Source organism: Magnetovibrio blakemorei (assembly GCF_001746755.1).
GTDB lineage: Bacteria > Pseudomonadota > Alphaproteobacteria > Rhodospirillales > Magnetovibrionaceae > Magnetovibrio > Magnetovibrio blakemorei.
Genome location: NZ_MCGG01000025.1, coordinates 128,568 through 143,226, shown reverse-complemented (window position 1 = coordinate 143,226; position 14,659 = coordinate 128,568). Strand labels below are relative to the sequence as shown.

The following is a 14,659-nucleotide window of genomic DNA, read 5'->3' as shown; positions in this document are numbered from 1 at the left end:
CCCGAGGCAGGCACCCCAACATAGATGTCCTATATCGGCTCACATGGGGGTTACACGATACCTACCTCGCTTCCATCCAAGCGATGGAAGAAACCAGCGACAATGATGAACGCAAAGCCTTTGAGGTTGGTGTAGACGCCTTAGAAACGATCATGGGGCGTGTGCAGGACGAGATGGATCGGCTGTGCGAGTCATGAGATGCACCCCTGAACTCGAAAAACTGCTCTACCGGGTCATCGATAGTTTTGACCACGATGATCGCCCCATTCATCGAATTCACACCAGCCAATGGGATGCCATCGAGATCGAAGTGAGACCATTTACGCTCTGCCTGTCTTTTGACGGAGACGACATGATTGCACCTCGCGTTCAATCAATCGCTCGCATCGAAGGTAAAATGCAAGGACAACCGTTTCTTGCCTTGTTGCAGGTTTATCGATCAGAATCCGATTGTAGAGACATTGTGGAAATCGCTTGGCACTCGGATGATCCAGATTTGGTTCGACGCTGGATCGTGATGTTTCAATTAAAAGGCAAACCAGGTCTTCTCCCCGAACCCGTTAAATCGTCCATCCCAGCGGGTATTAAACACTGCTGGGCTTGGGACCACGCTTTCATCATCAACGCCAATGCCACCGCAGCAATGACGGGGTTCAGCGAATGGATCAACTCCACCATCCCTCGATCTGTGCAGGAATTTTACCTTGGGGGCGAAGTCGTCGATGCCGATGATATTTACAGGATTGGAATGGACCTGGGTAAGGATCAATTTTTTTGGTGTGGATATTCGCTGTGTGATCTAACACCAGAATCGTGGGCAGACACTATCGCAGGTCAGATTACCAAAATGCCAGGATCGCTACGGTTTAAAAGCGTCGATTTACCATCCCTGTTGGCGATCAACTGGTTTATCGGCGGAGCCATACGTTTACGTAATATTGAAATCCATTCGTACCACGACGATCAAGAATTAGGTCGCCGTCCACTCAGCCCCGCCATGCGTGACCGCCTCGAACAAGCTCAAAATGATCTACTTGAATGGTTGGAGCGGCGGTGGTTGGACCGCCTTCCGATCCTGCTCGACCGTATTCAGTGGAACCAGTACCCCAAAACGGAGTTTTACAAAGATATTAAGCATCATGATGCTCAGCGACTACCCGTTGCTCAGGTTGACGCTCCGTCTATTGGCTGGTTCCTCCCTTACCCGCAACAATGATAGTTTGTATATTTAAATATATATTAATCATAGGTTGATTTGCAAGCAGCGTATGCACGTAGTGATTGCGTGTCTCATTGTGCGGCATACTAAAATTATGACTGAAACTCTTCATGTATAACTGTTACGAAATCTTTTGCTGTCCAAAATGACTAACCTATGGACACCTCTATAAATACCAAGTTTTGCAAAATATGAGGTCATATCGTATTGATTTTAAACAGGTTACAAAATCAAAGTTTCAATTTTCTGAGGTGCCGCTCAGTAATTGGGATGAAAAACCCCGTGTGATTCTTTTATACCGAATCTAAGTCTAAAAACGACGAATACAATGGGGGGATTTTGGGGGGATTTTTTTCGGGCTGGGGGGGTAAAAATTAAACCCTTGAAAAGCTCAATGCTTTCAAGGGTTTAATGGTGCCCGGGGGCGGATTTGAACCACCGACACGCGGATTTTCAATCCGCTGCTCTACCAACTGAGCTACCCGGGCACAGATCACCGAACCGAATGGCGCGATGATGGGGTGGGCGGTTTATAGGAAATTCCGAGGCCGCTGTCCAGCACTGGAATTCAGCTTTTTTTTAGACCTCAATCTTCGTCATAACCCGTGTCATCGCCAGCGCCCGCAACTTCGTCGGTGGGAACCCGATAACCGTCGCCCAGCCACTTGCCCAAATCAAGGTCGGCGCAGCGTTTAGAGCAGAACGGCTTGTACTCAGGCACAGTCGGTTTGGCGCACATGGGGCACTTAGAACCCTTATTTTTCGCCATTTTGGCCGTCTTAACGGTTTTCAGGTCAACAACTTTGTTGTCATTCATGGCACTTATCTCTCTGCCGGATCGATGCGGAACTGACCGAAGGGAATCGAATCGTCTGCGATCAATTCCAACGGTTGCCCCAATTTGGTTTCCATTTCAGCCAAGACCACTTGGCCCTGTTCTTTTAAGGCGCGGATGACGGACGGCGAAGACTTGAGGGCCGGAATCAACGCGGGCGAAGCCCATACTTCCGCCAACACCCGGTCTAGCGCCCGATAACCGATCGACAGCGGCGCTTCGGCGCGGCCCATCTGGCACACCGGGCACGGTGCCATCCACAAGGTCGAAAGCGGCGGACGGCGACGCGGACGTGTCACTTCCAACAAACCGCCGTTGGTGGTGCCCAGAACTTGAGGACTGGCCGGATCAAGGGCCGTAGCCTCTTTCAAGGCCGTAACCACACGTCCGGGGCCGTCTTTGCCCGACATGGTCAAAATATCGATCACAATCAAGCCCGCCAAGTTGCGCAGACGCATTTGCCGGGCAACTTCTTTGACGGCTTCCAAATTGGTCGACAAGGCCAAATCCGTGGCCCGCCCGCCTTTGCCCTCTCCGCCCCCACCGACGTTGACATCGATGGTGGTGACGGCGGCCGTTTCTTCGATGATCAACGAGCCCCCACCCGGCAATCGCACCGTTGCGTTCATTAAGCCCATAACTTCATCGGCGATGCCCAAAACGTCAAAAACATCGACGGCACTGGTATGGCGTTCGATGCCGCCAGATGGCAAGGCGCCGAGGGTCGTTAAGTCCGTTTGCAACCGGGCGGCGCTGACCCCGTCATCAATAACGATCTTGGTGATGCCGCCTAAGCCGTTTTCGGTCAAGAATTGAACGGCGGCGGGCACATCGCCGCTGACCAAGGCGGGCGGCTTGGCGTGGGAGGCGTGGGTTTTTAACTCCATCCACCGCGCGCGTAGCAATTCGATTTCACTGTGAAGGGTTTTGATGCTGGCCCCAGCAGCCCCAGAACGCACCACACAGCCTTCTTTTTCGCGCAGCTGACCACTGGTGAGCAAAGCCCGTAGACGATTGCGTTCAGCATCGTCACGGATGCGCTTGGACACGCGAATGCCGGGATCGGTTGGTGTCAGCACCAAAAAGGCTCCGGGGACGCTAATGCGCGCGCTCAGTTTTGGCCCTTTGCCGTCGCGCTCTGCCGCCAACACCTGCACCAACAGGGCTTGGCCCTCGTGCACATAATCAGAAATGCGGTCACGCGGCGCTTCACCGCCCATGTGTGGGTGAGGACGGGCTTCGGGCAAACCGAGAAAACCGTCACGGCCCGCACCGATATCGACAAACGCCGCTTCCATGGCGGGAATGACTTTTTTCACCCGCCCCAAAAACACGTCGCCCACAAGGCCGGCGCTTTGATCGTGATAAATGGCAAAGTCTTTGAGCCGTCCGTCAGCACCTGCGCGGGCTATGCGCGTTTCACCGGGACGGACGCGAACGATCAACGAGTCAGCCATGGTCCAGCCCCTCTAGACCAAGCCTGGGGGATGAATGCCCAGGCCCTTGAGCGCATTGGCGACGTCGTGCACCGCCAGACCAACAACATTGGAATAAGAGCCGTTGATGGATTTGACGAACGCCCCGGCAAGGCCCTGAATGGCATAAGCGCCTGCTTTGTCGTGCCATTCGCCGGATGCGATGTAGCCATCAATTTCGGCCGCTGAGAGGCGTTTAAAATCAACTTTGGTGGTGAGTACCCTCAGCACGGCTCGACCATCTGGGGCCAGCACACACAGCCCACCGATAACCCGGTGGCTGCGTCCCGACAGCAGCGTTAAAAAAGCCCGCGCCTGGGCTTCATCTTCGGCCTTGCCGAGGATGCGCCGCCCCACTGTAACAACGGTGTCCGCACCGATGATGCAGGCCTGAGGGTGATTTTTGTGAACTTCACGCGCCTTGGCATCTGCCAAACGACGCGCCATATCTATGGGACGCTCGCGGTCCAGCGGCGTCTCGTCCACGTGGGCCGGAACGATCAGGTTGGGTGTGATGCCGATTTGCGCCAACAGTTCAACCCGCCTGGGCGAGGCTGAAGCCAATATCAATGCAATGGGACCGGACAAGACGCAACTCCCCCTCTTCCATCTCAGCCGCGTGCAGGGAACCTGCGCCGGGCTATTTGAAGCGGAACGTGATGCGACCTTTGGTCAGGTCATACGGCGTCATTTCGACCGTCACCTTGTCACCAGCAAGAACGCGGATGCGGTGCTTGCGCATCTTTCCCGCTGTGTGCGCCAGGATTTCGTGTCCATTTTCCAGTTCGACGCGGAACATTGCGTTGGGCAGGAGTTCGGTAACGAGCCCGGAAAATTCAAGAACTTCTTCTTTTGCCATTAATCTCTCAATATGTTTATGCCTTAGGCGGCCCATAAGTGGCTAGTTGTGCCCTAAAGGTCAAGTTTTTTCCCACATTTTCGTAAAAAATCATTCTCAAATGTCATATGCGGAGGGCAAAGGGAATCTTCCCTTGATGTGCTCTACCAGTTCATCGCGCACTTGGCGATAGGCTTGCAAGCGTTCCTCACGCGACCCTTCCGCCACGCTGGGGTCAAAAGTGTTCCAAAATTCCACGTCGCACGCCATATAGCGCGTCAGATCGACGGCTTTATGCTGCGCTTCAGGCGACAGCGACACGACCAGGTCGAAGGAGCTGTCTTCCAAGTCATCAAAGGTCTTGGCTTGATGCTCGGAAATGTCGATACCGATCTCATCCATCACCTGGATGGCGAAACCGTCAACATCTTTGGCGCGCACGCCAACCGAATCGACAAAAATATCGCGACCGTGAAAATGGCGCAAAATCGCCGCCGCCATGGGAGAGCGAATGGAATTCATGGTACAAGAAAACAAAACGGCGCTGGGGAGGGACATCCGCTTTGAGCCCCCCCTATGCCCGAATGTGCAAAACGCACACCAACGTGAATAAACGACGCGCGGTATTGTTGTCCAGCTCGGCCTTGTCTTTGAGGCGCTGCTCTAAAATATCGGAACCGTCGTTGTGCAGGCCGCGCCGCCCCATGTCGATGGCTTCGATTTGCGACGGGCTGGAGGTTTTGATGGCTTTATAATAGCTGTCGCAGACCATCAGGTATTCGCGCACGATGGATCGGAACGGCGACAACGCCAGCATAAAACGCTTGATCGGGGTTTCGTCCGCAGCGCGCACATCAAACGCCAAACGATTTTCTTCAATCGACAGACGCAACACATACGGGCCTTCGGGTCCGCCCACCAGATTAAAAAAGTTGTTGTCCAAAAGATCGTAAATGGCGACTTTGCGCTCATGCTCGACTTGGGGGCTGCGGTTGACCACCGATTGCTCATCTAAATAAATCTTTTGGATGCGCGTTTTATCGGACATGGCGTCCTGCCCTTTGCTCAAGTTCTATTCAAACGGATGGACACGGACAACCCATGCGCTTGAAGGCCTTCGGCAGTGGCCAGTTTCACCGCTGCCGGGCCGATGGCATTGAGACTTTCAGCATTACAGCCAATAAAGGTGGTGCGCTTCATGAAATCAAGCACCCCCAACCCCGACGAGAAGCGGGCCGTGCGCGAAGTCGGCAAAACATGATTGGGACCCGCCACATAATCGCCGATGGCTTCAGGCGTATAACGGCCCAAGAAAATGGCCCCGGCATTGCGCACCGCTTCCGACAGCGCATCGGGATCAGCGACCGCCAGCTCTAAGTGTTCAGGGGCGATGCGGTCGACCAAAGGCACGCCGTCGCGCATCAGATCGTCGACCGTAATGACCACGCCGTAATTTTCCCAGCTGGCGCGAGCGATGTCTTGGCGGCTCAAGGTCTTCAGGTGGCTTTCCACGGCGGCTTCGACCCGGTCTGCGAAGTCTTTGTCGTCGGTGATCAAGATGGATTGAGCGACGCTGTCGTGTTCGGCCTGGCTCAGCAAATCAGCGGCCACCCAGGACGGATCGTTTTCACCGTCGGCCACCACCAGGATTTCACTGGGCCCTGCGATCATATCGATGCCCACGGTGCCAAACACTTGGCGTTTTGCCGCCGCCACATAGGCATTGCCGGGGCCGACGATTTTGTCGACCGCTTTGATGGTTTCGGTGCCGTACGCCAGCGCGCCGACGGCCTGTGCGCCGCCGATCCTGTAGACCTCACTGACGCCGGCCAGTTTGGCCGCTGCCAACACCAACGGGTTAATTTGGCCGTCAGGCGTCGGCACCACCATAACCAAACGGTCCACCCCGGCCACGCGGGCGGGAATGGCGTTCATCAAAACCGACGACGGATACGCCGCCAAGCCGCCCGGAACGTACAGTCCAGCCGCTTCCACCGCAGTCCAGCGATAGCCTAAGCGCACGCCGTCTTCGTCGGTGTAGTCTTCCATGTCCGGCAATTGACGTTCATGAAAGGACTCGATCCGCTCTGCGGCCAGCTTAAGCGCGGCCAACAGGTCAGGCTCGATCTTGGCCAGGGCCTGGTCTAATTCTTCACCGCTAAAGGCCAACTCGGCAGCGCTCAAGTTTTGCCGATCAAAGCGATTGGTGTACTCGACCACCGCCGCGTCACCCCGGTTGGCCACGTCTTTTAAGATCGCGGCGACGGCTTCGTTCACATCAACGTCGGCTTCGCGTTTGGCCCCCAAAACCTCTTTGAACTGAACTTCAAAATCTGGGTCAGAAATATCAAGACGCTTGGGCATGGAGGGCCTCCCGGAAACGTTCAATCCAGCCACCGATTTCGTCGGGGCGGGTTTTCCAGGCGGTGCGGTTCACCGCCAAGCGAGACGTAATTTCGGCAATCACTTCGACTTCCACCAAGCCATTGGCCTTCAAGGTCGAACCCGTGGACACCAAATCGACAATGCGCGAGCACAAGCCCATGGCCGGGGCCAGTTCCATGGCGCCATTCAGCTTGATGCACTCGGCCTGCACGCCGCGCTGGGCAAAGTGCTTTTTGGTGATTTCGGGGTATTTGGTGGCGACGCGCACGTGGCTCCAGGTGCTGGGATCGTCTTCATCCCCCAGTTCCTTGGGTTCGGCGACCGACATGCGGCAATAGCCGATGCCCAAATCCAACGGCGCATAAATTTCGGGGTTGTCGAATTCCATCAACACGTCCGCGCCGGCAACGCCCAAGTGCGCCGCGCCAAAGGCGACGAAGGTGGCGACATCGAAACTGCGCACGCGGATGATTTCCAAATGGGCATGATTGGTGGCGAACGACAGCTTGCGCGACTTGGGGTCGTCAAAGTCGGGTTCAGGCTCGATTCCCGCCGCGCGCACGATGGGCATCACCTCTTCAAGGATGCGCCCTTTGGGCAACGCCAGAACCAGTTTTTCTTTTGCAGCAGCACTCACAACATTCTCTCCACACCCGGAATGCCCGGAAGGCGGCATATATAAAGGGTTTTGCTGAGGGTTTCCAGGGGTGTTTCCGCCCAAGGTGTCCGCCTGGGGCGCTATTCCCGCACCCGTTCAATTTCCGCCCCGCACGCCGCAAGTTTTTCTTCCAGGCGCTCATAGCCGCGATCCAAATGATAAACGCGGCTGATTTGGGTCGTGCCTTCGGCCACCAAAGCGGCCAGCACCAAAGAACTGGACGCCCGCAAATCGGTCGCCATCACTTGCGCGCCGGACAGCTTTTTCACCCCACGCACAATGGCTGAGCGACCATGAACGTTGATATCGGCGCCCATGCGGACCAATTCGGGGACGTGCATGAAGCGGTTTTCAAAAATGGTTTCGGTGATCATCGAGGCCCCTTCGGCCACAGACGCCAGCACCATCATCTGGGCTTGCATGTCGGTGGGAAAACCGGGATAGGGCTCCGTCATCACATCAAAGCCTTTGATGGCGCCGTTTTTACGACTGACGCGCAGGCCGCCTTCGACCTCTTCAATATCCACACCGGCGCGGCGCATGACGTCCACCACCGCCTCGATCAAATCAAGACGGCCGCCTTTCAACACCACATCGCCACCGGTCACCGCCGCCGCCACGGCGTAAGACGCCATTTCGATACGGTCCACCACCACGGTGTAATCGGCACCATGAAGACTTTCACAGCCTTGCACTTTCAGGGTATCGGTGCCGATGCCGTCGATTTTTGCCCCCATGGCCACCAGACAATGGGCCAAATCCGTCACTTCGGGTTCGCGCGCCGCGTTGCTGATTACGGTCTCGCCCTTGGCCAGACACGCCGCCATCAAGATGTTTTCGGTGCCGCCCACGGTGACGTTGGAAAACAGCACATGACCGCCCTTCAGGCCGTTCGGGGCTTTGGCTTCAACATAGCCTTCGGACAGTTGAATTTCAGCACCCAAGGCTTCCAGAGCTTTCAAGTGCAAATCAACGGGGCGCGTGCCGATGGCGCAACCGCCAGGCAAGGAAACCCGCGCGTGACCATGTTTGGCCACCAAAGGCCCCAACACCAACACCGAGGCACGCATGCGCCGCACCAAATCATAAGGCGCAGTGGTTTGGGTCAAGCCCGAAGCATCCAGGGCAAACACCCGGCCAATCGGCCCACCGTCCGGCGCGTCGCCTTCCATGGCGATGGAGACCCCCATGTCGCCCAACAAGTGCGCCATGGTCGAGATATCAGCCAAATGCGGCAAGTTGGACAGGCGCAGCACCCCGTCGGTCAAAAGCGAGGCCGCCATCAACGGCAACGCCGCGTTTTTTGCCCCACCAATGGGGATGATGCCTTTAAGGGGGTTGCCGCCCCGGATCACGATTTGGTCCATGAACTGTCCAATGTTAAAGAGAATGTGCCCAGGCTTTTCGCCCAAGGACCCGCTTTTAGCCCAAGGACACCGCGCTCACAAGGCTTAACCGGGCCAAAACCCTCGGTCCCCCATCACCATAAGGGCTAGTCGTGCTTTTCTGTGTCCGAATTGGGATCTTTTGCGGGCAACGCATCGGGCACGGTAATAGGCGCTTTGCGCGCGCTGCTTTGGCGTTTGCGTTTTTTGAGGTTGGCCCGCAAAGCAGCACCCTGACGATCGAGACGATCAAGCTCGCTTTGGGCGATGGGACGCTCATCTGCGCCTTCGGAGGACTTATCTTTGGGCATGGCTTAAGGCTCTAATTGAAGACAAATTATGGCTTCACCATGCGCGGTGAAAAAAATCCCGTCAAGGACGCTTGCCTTTCCCCGGACCGTGTGGCATGTTCCGCCCGCTTTCACAGCATGTGCCGCCGTAGCTCAGGGGTAGAGCGCACCCTTGGTAAGGGTGAGGTCGACAGTTCGATTCTGTCCGGCGGCACCATTTTTTCTTCATTAAATTCAATATACTAAATCCATTGCGCAACTTTCGCGGCATTGGGTTTCGTACCAGGTTTCGTACCAAATCGAGCCCTGGTTGCATAAAGAAAATTAGCCGTTGTAGCTCAGGGGTAGGGCACGCCCTTGGGAAATAGATTACCTATCCAATTTGAAAACAGATTTATATACACCGCACCTGGTCGGGGAAACCTTCCAGAAACGCTGCTGGAAATCCTGAGCCAAGCCAGGAAACGGAAGTTGTAGAAGGTATGAAGGGTGAAGTCGACAGTCCAATTCTGACCGGAGGCATCATTATTAAAAAGCCCCACATCGAAGGATGTAGGGCTTTTTCAATGCAGACCTACACTGTAGGTCTATCAGATTAGATCACTCGTGTGATTAAGGTCTGACAATGGTCAGTTGAGACCTGATACTCACAACGCTTTAAGATCTGTCACAATTTACAACACCGAGCAATTGTCCGGTTCCTTTTAGTTTTGATAAAATTGTTTAAAATTTCTGCGGGTAAAGCGGAGCATTCAGCCAATTTCCGACAATAGTTCGTTCTTCACGATCTAGCTTGGACCAACAATCGACAATGTCGAAGTCCAAATCATCATTGTCATTTTTCCATCTCCAGACAGCCGCAAAAAACTGAGCCATTGCAGCTTCGCCACTGGATAAAACACCCAGTTCGTTTACAAGGTCCTCAACTAACATTTGATGTTCGTTGTGATCCCAGAAGACAGACAGGCGCGGGTAGCCTTTCATTTTTTCGCCAGGATCGTGTGGTCCAAAGGTTCCTCCGTAACGATGGTATTGTTCTTTGAACCGCAAATGGTTTTGGCGACGAACACGGGTTTTCTTCCCGTCGGTTCCAACCAGGTAGCGTATTGAAGCTGACGTAAGCAACTCCATTTTTTGCAAGATTGTCAGAACAAATCTCTAACAGCCTGTTTTGAATATTTTGGGGGACCCAAGAATACACTTGGTTCGCAATAATGATGTCGAACTTTTGGTTTTTAAGCTTTAAATCAAATATTGATATGGCTTTAAATTGAATGTTGCTCAAACCCAATTGGTCTTTGTATTGATTGGCAAGGCCCACTTGGTTGGCTGACAGATCAACACCCGTAAATGATGCATTTGGATATCGTTGCGCCATCGGCACAAGGTTTGCCCCCGTGGAGCTGCCAATTTCGAGAACAGATAAATCTTCCTTGTCTTCCTGATCAGCATGGCCGCCGTATGGCCGGTGACATTTGCCACCGCAAACGGTTTGCGCAAGGTCGATCCCAGTTGGTTCAAGGTGGCCCGCAATCTGGGTGCCAAGAGCTATCACATGTTGTTCTACGTCATCTTCCCGGCCATCGCCATGGACATCATTACAGGCATTCGTTTGGCGCTTGGCGTCGCCTGGATCGTCCTGGTTCCGGCCGAATACTTAGGCGTGACATCGGGGCTGGGATACTCGATCAACGATGCACGCGACACCCTCGAATATGATCGGCTTGCCGCCATCGTCCTTATCATCGGCATCATCGGATTTGCTTTGGACAGTATTTGTCTGCTGCTGATCAAACGAACCGCGTGGGTCCGTAACGATTGATGCCTGCTCTCTCACCCGAATTTGTCATTACTCAATAGGAGAAGTCACTATGGAAGCCAAAACTGCCCCCACCGCGTGCTTGATGCCTGATACAGACGGCCTCGCCCCAATCGATAAAGCTGGACTACTCAAGCTTATCGAGTCTGGCAAAGCCAATCCTCAAGCGATTAAAACACTGAAATGCAAAACCATTGCCGAAGGTCGTTTCCGCCACCTCAACATGATCCGCGATCTCGAGCCGTACATCGTGGACGAGCCCCCCGGACTGTTGGGTGACGACACCGCACCGAATCCGTCCGAAGCCGCCTTGGCTGCCTTGGGTTCGTGCATTGCGGTTGGCATTCACGCCAACGCTGTTGCCCGTGGCATCAAAATCCAAAAGCTTGAACTCGACCTCGAAGGTGATCTGAACATCACCGCCGTTTGGGGCACGGGCGATACCTCTGAAAAGCCTGTTGGCTTCACCGACGTTCGCATCAAAGTCGACCTGGAAGCCGATGCGCCGAAGGCTGAGCTTGATGCACTGGTTGCTCACGTCAAAGACTGGTCGCCTGTGGCAAACACGTACACCCGTCCGGTGAACTTGGAACTTGGCCTCAAATAAGGGCATTGGAGTCCAGTGCTGATGCATTGGACTCCGTCCCTATTACTTTAAGAGAGGAGGGCTAAATCATGGCTCTTTCGATGATGGTTTCAGAGACAGTCAGTTCCATGCCGAACAGCAAGGAAGAGATGCTGGCCGCCATTCAAAACATTGCCGAAACCGATATCAGAAACATGGCCGTAGCGGTTGATGTGGATGGTATTTACCCCGGCGACAACATGCGCAAGCTGGCCCAAGCCGGTGCGTTTGCGCAACACATTACAGGGTATGGCTACAACCCTCAGCAAAACAACCTGCTCGACACGGTTCAAGCCATGGCGACGGCAGGCGTTGAATGCGGTAACACCAGTTTTTTGATGTGGCTGCAAAATGCTTTTGCTTGGTATTTGCTGCAATCGGACAACACGGCCTTGCGCGATGAGCTGTTGGGCAAAACCATCAGCGGCGAAATCATGGGCACATCCGGCATGTCCAATCCAGTGAAAGCCATGGATGGCATTGAGAAGTTTAAACTCAAAGGCCAGCGCGTCGACGGCGGCTACATCGTGTCCGGCATTTTGCCGTACGTTTCCAATTTGGGTGATGGTCACTACATGGGCACGGCCTTTGAAATGGCCGACGACCCCAGCGTTAAAAAAATGGCGGTCTTCCACATCAACGGCGACGACATTCAGATTGCACAGAACACCCATTTCATCGCCCTGGAAGGGTCCGGCACCTATGCTGTGAAAGTCAAAAAAGCCTTCATCCCTGACAGCCGCATCTTGGCCGAAGACATGCCGTCGTTTGTCAAAAGGATCAAACCGGCTTTCTTCTTGATGCAGGCCGGTATTGCCTTAGGTCAAATCAACGCGTTCATCAACATCATGAAGGACAGCGACAAATCCTTGATGCACGTGAATAAATATTTGCCCGAACGCGCAGAAACATTCGAAGCCGAATTGGCCAGCATTCTTCCCGGCGTCGTGGCGTTGATGGAAACACCCCTGGAAAGCTCGCCAGACTATCTCACCAAAGTGTTTGAGGCCCGACTGTATGCCGGTGAAATGACCATGCGGGCGGCGAATGCAGCCCTGATGCACGAAGGTGCAAAAGGCTACATCAAGGGCTCGACCGTGGACCGCCGTTTCCGTGAATCCATCTTTGTTGCCATCGTTACCCCCGCCACCAAACACTTACGCAAGGCAATTGCTGATTTAGCCGCCTAACCTAAAGGAGATTTGAATTATGCCCCGTCTCGAAGTTACCGAAAAAATCGTTGCCGCCAAGTTGGCCAAAGGTCTCACCTGGGAAGGTGTCGCCAAGGAAATCGGACCGGCTAAAGAATGGTGCACCTGTGCATTGTTGGGCCAAATGGCGATGAACGCAGACGAAGCCGCCAAGGCTGCAAAAATCTTCGACCTCACCGACGAAGAAGCCAAGTGGTTGACGGTTCCGCCCTATCGTGGCGGCCTGGGTCAAGAGGTTCCCACCGATGCCTTGCTGTATCGTTTTTATGAATTGATCCAGGTCTATGGTCCATCCATAAAAGCGCTGATCGAAGAACAGTTCGGCGACGGTATTATGTCGGCCATCGATTTTTCCATGGACATTTCCAAAGAAAAAAATCCCGCCGGCGACCGCGTAGTGGTGGTTCTGAACGGAAAGTTCTTGCCGTACAAACGCTACTAAGGTGATGAGAAGCCGGTGCACGCTGTGCGCGCCGCACTGGCTTCTCATAACAATACAGATGATATAACATCAACAAAGGATACGCACATGGCGACGTTAAAAGTTACCGACGCATCAGGCGAATGCAAAGTCATTGAAGCGAAGGTTGGCCTGTCTTTGATGGAAATTTTACGCGAAGCCGGATATCCGGTCGCTGGTGAATGCAATGGCTCGCTGGCCTGTGCAACGTGTCACGTGATCATTGGTGAAGCGTGGGCCGATAAAGTTCCCGAACTCACCGACGAAGAAGAAGACATTCTCGACACGGTATTCAATCTCGAAGAAACATCCCGCCTGTGTTGCCAAATTCTGATGAATGATGAACTGTCTGGGCTTGATCTCAGAATTCCAGACTAATTTTTTACGATGAGGACACCCTACTGATGAGCAAAACCATCACTTATTACTGCGCCCTGATTTCGCCATTTACCTATCTCGGGCAACCGCGCGTTATGGAGTTGGCCAAACAGCCGGGTGTGAACATCGTGTACAAGCCGATCGACATTCTCAAAGTCTTTGGCGCGTTGGGCACGGTTCCCCCGGTCAAGCGTCATCCGTCTTTGAAAGCGTATCGGGGTGCTGAACTCAAACGCTGGAGTAAGCGTTTTGGCATGGACTTGACCATGATGCCCAAACATTTCCCCACCCCCACGGACTTGGCGGGGGCCATGGTGATCGCGGCGCGTGACCAAGGTGCGGATGTGGGACCCTTGGTGATGGGATTGCTCAAAGGCGTGTGGGTGGACGAAGCCGACTTAAAAGATGCCGACACCTTAGCCGCCATCGCCAACGCTGCGGGGCTAAACGGCACAGCCCTGGTCGCCCAAGCCCACCCCCCCGAAGCCCAAGCCCTGTTTAACGCCAGCACCGAAGAAGCCATCGAAGCCGGCGTCTTCGGCTCGCCCACCTTCATCGTAGACGGAGAAATGTTCTGGGGCCAAGACCGCATCGAGTTGGTTGCTGAGAAATGCGGCACCTAAGTTTGTGTATCCTTGTTTGCTAGAGGCTTAATTCAGAAGAGAATATCCGTTAAACCTTATGATTTTTAAGAACCCTTTTGAGTTCTCTTGCCCAAAGCGATAGGTGTGCCAAAACTGTGCCGCATCCGTACTGTTTTAACCTCTCTCAATCCCCGTTATTCGGAAAATGACACAACAGCACCCGAACAACGAATTGATTTAAAAACATTATATTTCGATCTAGCCCTTTGGTAAGGGTGAGGTCGACAGTTCGATTCTGTCCGGCGGCACCATTTATTTTTCCATAAAAATCAATATGTTACATGCAGCTCGATCATCGTGATCAGAGCCGTTTCTGACGCCTGTAACAACTGGTTTTCCATCTAAAAAACCCATCGTCCCACCGCCTAAACGTGAGCATAATTTCGCGGGATTTATGATTTGCGCGAATACAATCGATCCAATGTTTGGGATTCGTT

At 53.9% G+C, this 14,659-nt stretch carries 19 protein-coding genes, 2 tRNA genes and 1 pseudogene; 9 read left to right on the top strand and 13 right to left on the bottom strand.

Translation table 11 applies throughout. The features are described from left to right. Positions 1–197 (top strand): hypothetical protein (locus BEN30_RS18835; RefSeq protein WP_211563338.1); only part of this gene is annotated, 197 nt, incomplete at its 5' end. Then, entirely contained in the window at positions 194–1,216 is a 1,023-nt protein-coding gene (locus BEN30_RS09085; protein ID WP_069958021.1) for a hypothetical protein, read from the top strand. The genes BEN30_RS18835 and BEN30_RS09085, both read left to right, overlap by 4 nt. A gap of 415 nt (positions 1,217–1,631) precedes the next feature. Here the strand turns inward: BEN30_RS09085 and BEN30_RS09080 are convergent. From BEN30_RS09080 to BEN30_RS09030, 11 genes are all read right to left on the bottom strand, one after another. Continuing rightward, positions 1,632–1,707, bottom strand: a tRNA-Phe gene (locus tag BEN30_RS09080). A gap of 98 nt (positions 1,708–1,805) precedes the next feature. After that, the gene (locus BEN30_RS09075) at positions 1,806–2,036 is read right to left on the bottom strand and encodes a DNA gyrase inhibitor YacG (protein WP_084005302.1); all 231 of its coding nucleotides are present in this window, start codon (positions 2,034–2,036) and stop codon (positions 1,806–1,808) included. Positions 2,037–2,041: 5 nt separating this feature from the next. After that, the gene (locus BEN30_RS09070) at positions 2,042–3,511 is read right to left on the bottom strand and encodes a ribonuclease E/G (RefSeq protein ID WP_069958020.1); all 1,470 of its coding nucleotides are present in this window, start codon (positions 3,509–3,511) and stop codon (positions 2,042–2,044) included. Positions 3,512–3,523: 12 nt separating this feature from the next. After that, the gene (locus tag BEN30_RS09065; RefSeq protein WP_084005301.1) at positions 3,524–4,117 is read right to left on the bottom strand and encodes a Maf family protein; all 594 of its coding nucleotides are present in this window, start codon (positions 4,115–4,117) and stop codon (positions 3,524–3,526) included. A gap of 52 nt (positions 4,118–4,169) precedes the next feature. Then, positions 4,170–4,388, bottom strand: coding sequence for a translation initiation factor IF-1 (gene infA, locus BEN30_RS09060; RefSeq protein WP_069958019.1), 219 nt, complete (start codon positions 4,386–4,388; stop codon positions 4,170–4,172). Between the two features lie 96 nt (positions 4,389–4,484). Further along, complete coding sequence (locus tag BEN30_RS09055; protein ID WP_069958018.1) at positions 4,485–4,925, bottom strand: arsenate reductase ArsC; 441 nt, start codon at positions 4,923–4,925, stop codon at positions 4,485–4,487. Positions 4,926–4,941: 16 nt separating this feature from the next. Then, entirely contained in the window at positions 4,942–5,415 is a 474-nt protein-coding gene (locus BEN30_RS09050; protein WP_069958031.1) for a UPF0262 family protein, read from the bottom strand. Positions 5,416–5,432: 17 nt separating this feature from the next. Next, positions 5,433–6,731 carry a histidinol dehydrogenase gene (gene hisD / locus BEN30_RS09045; protein WP_069958017.1) on the bottom strand — a complete coding sequence of 433 codons (1,299 nt, stop codon included), beginning with the start codon at positions 6,729–6,731 and terminating at the stop codon, positions 5,433–5,435. Next, entirely contained in the window at positions 6,715–7,389 is a 675-nt protein-coding gene (gene hisG / locus BEN30_RS09040; RefSeq protein WP_456085416.1) for an ATP phosphoribosyltransferase, read from the bottom strand. The genes hisD and hisG overlap by 17 nt, the downstream gene beginning before the upstream one ends. A gap of 101 nt (positions 7,390–7,490) precedes the next feature. Beyond that, on the bottom strand, positions 7,491–8,777 hold the full coding sequence (gene murA, locus BEN30_RS09035; protein ID WP_069958015.1) for a UDP-N-acetylglucosamine 1-carboxyvinyltransferase: 1,287 nt from the start codon (positions 8,775–8,777) through the stop codon (positions 7,491–7,493). Positions 8,778–8,902: 125 nt separating this feature from the next. After that, positions 8,903–9,106 carry a hypothetical protein gene (locus BEN30_RS09030; RefSeq protein WP_069958014.1) on the bottom strand — a complete coding sequence of 68 codons (204 nt, stop codon included), beginning with the start codon at positions 9,104–9,106 and terminating at the stop codon, positions 8,903–8,905. Positions 9,107–9,227: 121 nt separating this feature from the next. Here BEN30_RS09030 and BEN30_RS09025 point away from each other — a divergent pair. Next, positions 9,228–9,302 (top strand) — tRNA-Thr (locus tag BEN30_RS09025). 506 nt (positions 9,303–9,808) lie between these two features. On the opposite strand, the gene BEN30_RS18975 is transcribed toward BEN30_RS09025, so the two are convergent. Together BEN30_RS18975 and BEN30_RS19210 are read right to left on the bottom strand one after the other, a co-directional pair. Next, positions 9,809–10,225: a hypothetical protein gene (locus BEN30_RS18975; protein ID WP_245649024.1), complete on the bottom strand. Its 417-nt coding sequence runs from the start codon at positions 10,223–10,225 to the stop codon at positions 9,809–9,811. A 28-nt stretch (positions 10,226–10,253) separates the two neighbouring features. Beyond that, positions 10,254–10,640 (bottom strand): annotated as a pseudogene (locus BEN30_RS19210) (class I SAM-dependent methyltransferase); the annotation flags it as partial. Here BEN30_RS19210 and BEN30_RS09015 point away from each other — a divergent pair. The 6 genes from BEN30_RS09015 (at position 10,527) to BEN30_RS08990 (ending at position 14,201) form a co-directional block, all read left to right on the top strand. Next, the gene (locus BEN30_RS09015) at positions 10,527–10,907 is read left to right on the top strand and encodes an ABC transporter permease (protein ID WP_407655969.1); all 381 of its coding nucleotides are present in this window, start codon (positions 10,527–10,529) and stop codon (positions 10,905–10,907) included. The pseudogene BEN30_RS19210 and the gene BEN30_RS09015 sit on opposite strands and share 114 nt — an antisense overlap. A 49-nt stretch (positions 10,908–10,956) precedes the next feature. Continuing rightward, positions 10,957–11,511 carry an OsmC family protein gene (locus tag BEN30_RS09010; RefSeq protein WP_245649023.1) on the top strand — a complete coding sequence of 185 codons (555 nt, stop codon included), beginning with the start codon at positions 10,957–10,959 and terminating at the stop codon, positions 11,509–11,511. Positions 11,512–11,579: 68 nt separating this feature from the next. Further along, the gene (locus tag BEN30_RS09005; RefSeq protein ID WP_069958012.1) at positions 11,580–12,719 is read left to right on the top strand and encodes an acyl-CoA dehydrogenase family protein; all 1,140 of its coding nucleotides are present in this window, start codon (positions 11,580–11,582) and stop codon (positions 12,717–12,719) included. A gap of 19 nt (positions 12,720–12,738) precedes the next feature. Continuing rightward, entirely contained in the window at positions 12,739–13,182 is a 444-nt protein-coding gene (gene cynS, locus BEN30_RS09000) for a cyanase (RefSeq protein WP_069958011.1), read from the top strand. Positions 13,183–13,269: 87 nt separating this feature from the next. Further along, positions 13,270–13,578, top strand: a complete 309-nt coding sequence (locus BEN30_RS08995) for a 2Fe-2S iron-sulfur cluster-binding protein (RefSeq protein WP_069958010.1) — start codon at positions 13,270–13,272, stop codon at positions 13,576–13,578. A gap of 26 nt (positions 13,579–13,604) precedes the next feature. Continuing rightward, positions 13,605–14,201, top strand: a complete 597-nt coding sequence (locus BEN30_RS08990) for a 2-hydroxychromene-2-carboxylate isomerase (RefSeq protein ID WP_069958009.1) — start codon at positions 13,605–13,607, stop codon at positions 14,199–14,201. The last annotated feature ends 458 nt before the right edge of the window (positions 14,202–14,659 follow it).

Coding starts and splice junctions, on each gene's coding strand:
- BEN30_RS08990 (WP_069958009.1), top strand. CDS start 13,605: ATGAGCAAAACCATCACTTATTACTGCGCCCTGATTTCGCCATTTACC.
- hisD (WP_069958017.1), bottom strand. CDS start 6,731: ATGCCCAAGCGTCTTGATATTTCTGACCCAGATTTTGAAGTTCAGTTC.
- cynS (WP_069958011.1), top strand. CDS start 12,739: ATGCCCCGTCTCGAAGTTACCGAAAAAATCGTTGCCGCCAAGTTGGCC.
- BEN30_RS09075 (WP_084005302.1), bottom strand. CDS start 2,036: ATGAATGACAACAAAGTTGTTGACCTGAAAACCGTTAAGACGGCCAAA.
- BEN30_RS09050 (WP_069958031.1), bottom strand. CDS start 5,415: ATGTCCGATAAAACGCGCATCCAAAAGATTTATTTAGATGAGCAATCG.
- BEN30_RS09085 (WP_069958021.1), top strand. CDS start 194: ATGAGATGCACCCCTGAACTCGAAAAACTGCTCTACCGGGTCATCGAT.
- BEN30_RS09030 (WP_069958014.1), bottom strand. CDS start 9,106: ATGCCCAAAGATAAGTCCTCCGAAGGCGCAGATGAGCGTCCCATCGCC.
- BEN30_RS09070 (WP_069958020.1), bottom strand. CDS start 3,511: ATGGCTGACTCGTTGATCGTTCGCGTCCGTCCCGGTGAAACGCGCATA.
- infA (WP_069958019.1), bottom strand. CDS start 4,388: ATGGCAAAAGAAGAAGTTCTTGAATTTTCCGGGCTCGTTACCGAACTC.
- BEN30_RS09005 (WP_069958012.1), top strand. CDS start 11,580: ATGGCTCTTTCGATGATGGTTTCAGAGACAGTCAGTTCCATGCCGAAC.
- BEN30_RS09055 (WP_069958018.1), bottom strand. CDS start 4,925: ATGTCCCTCCCCAGCGCCGTTTTGTTTTCTTGTACCATGAATTCCATT.
- BEN30_RS09010 (WP_245649023.1), top strand. CDS start 10,957: ATGGAAGCCAAAACTGCCCCCACCGCGTGCTTGATGCCTGATACAGAC.
- BEN30_RS08995 (WP_069958010.1), top strand. CDS start 13,270: ATGGCGACGTTAAAAGTTACCGACGCATCAGGCGAATGCAAAGTCATT.
- murA (WP_069958015.1), bottom strand. CDS start 8,777: ATGGACCAAATCGTGATCCGGGGCGGCAACCCCCTTAAAGGCATCATC.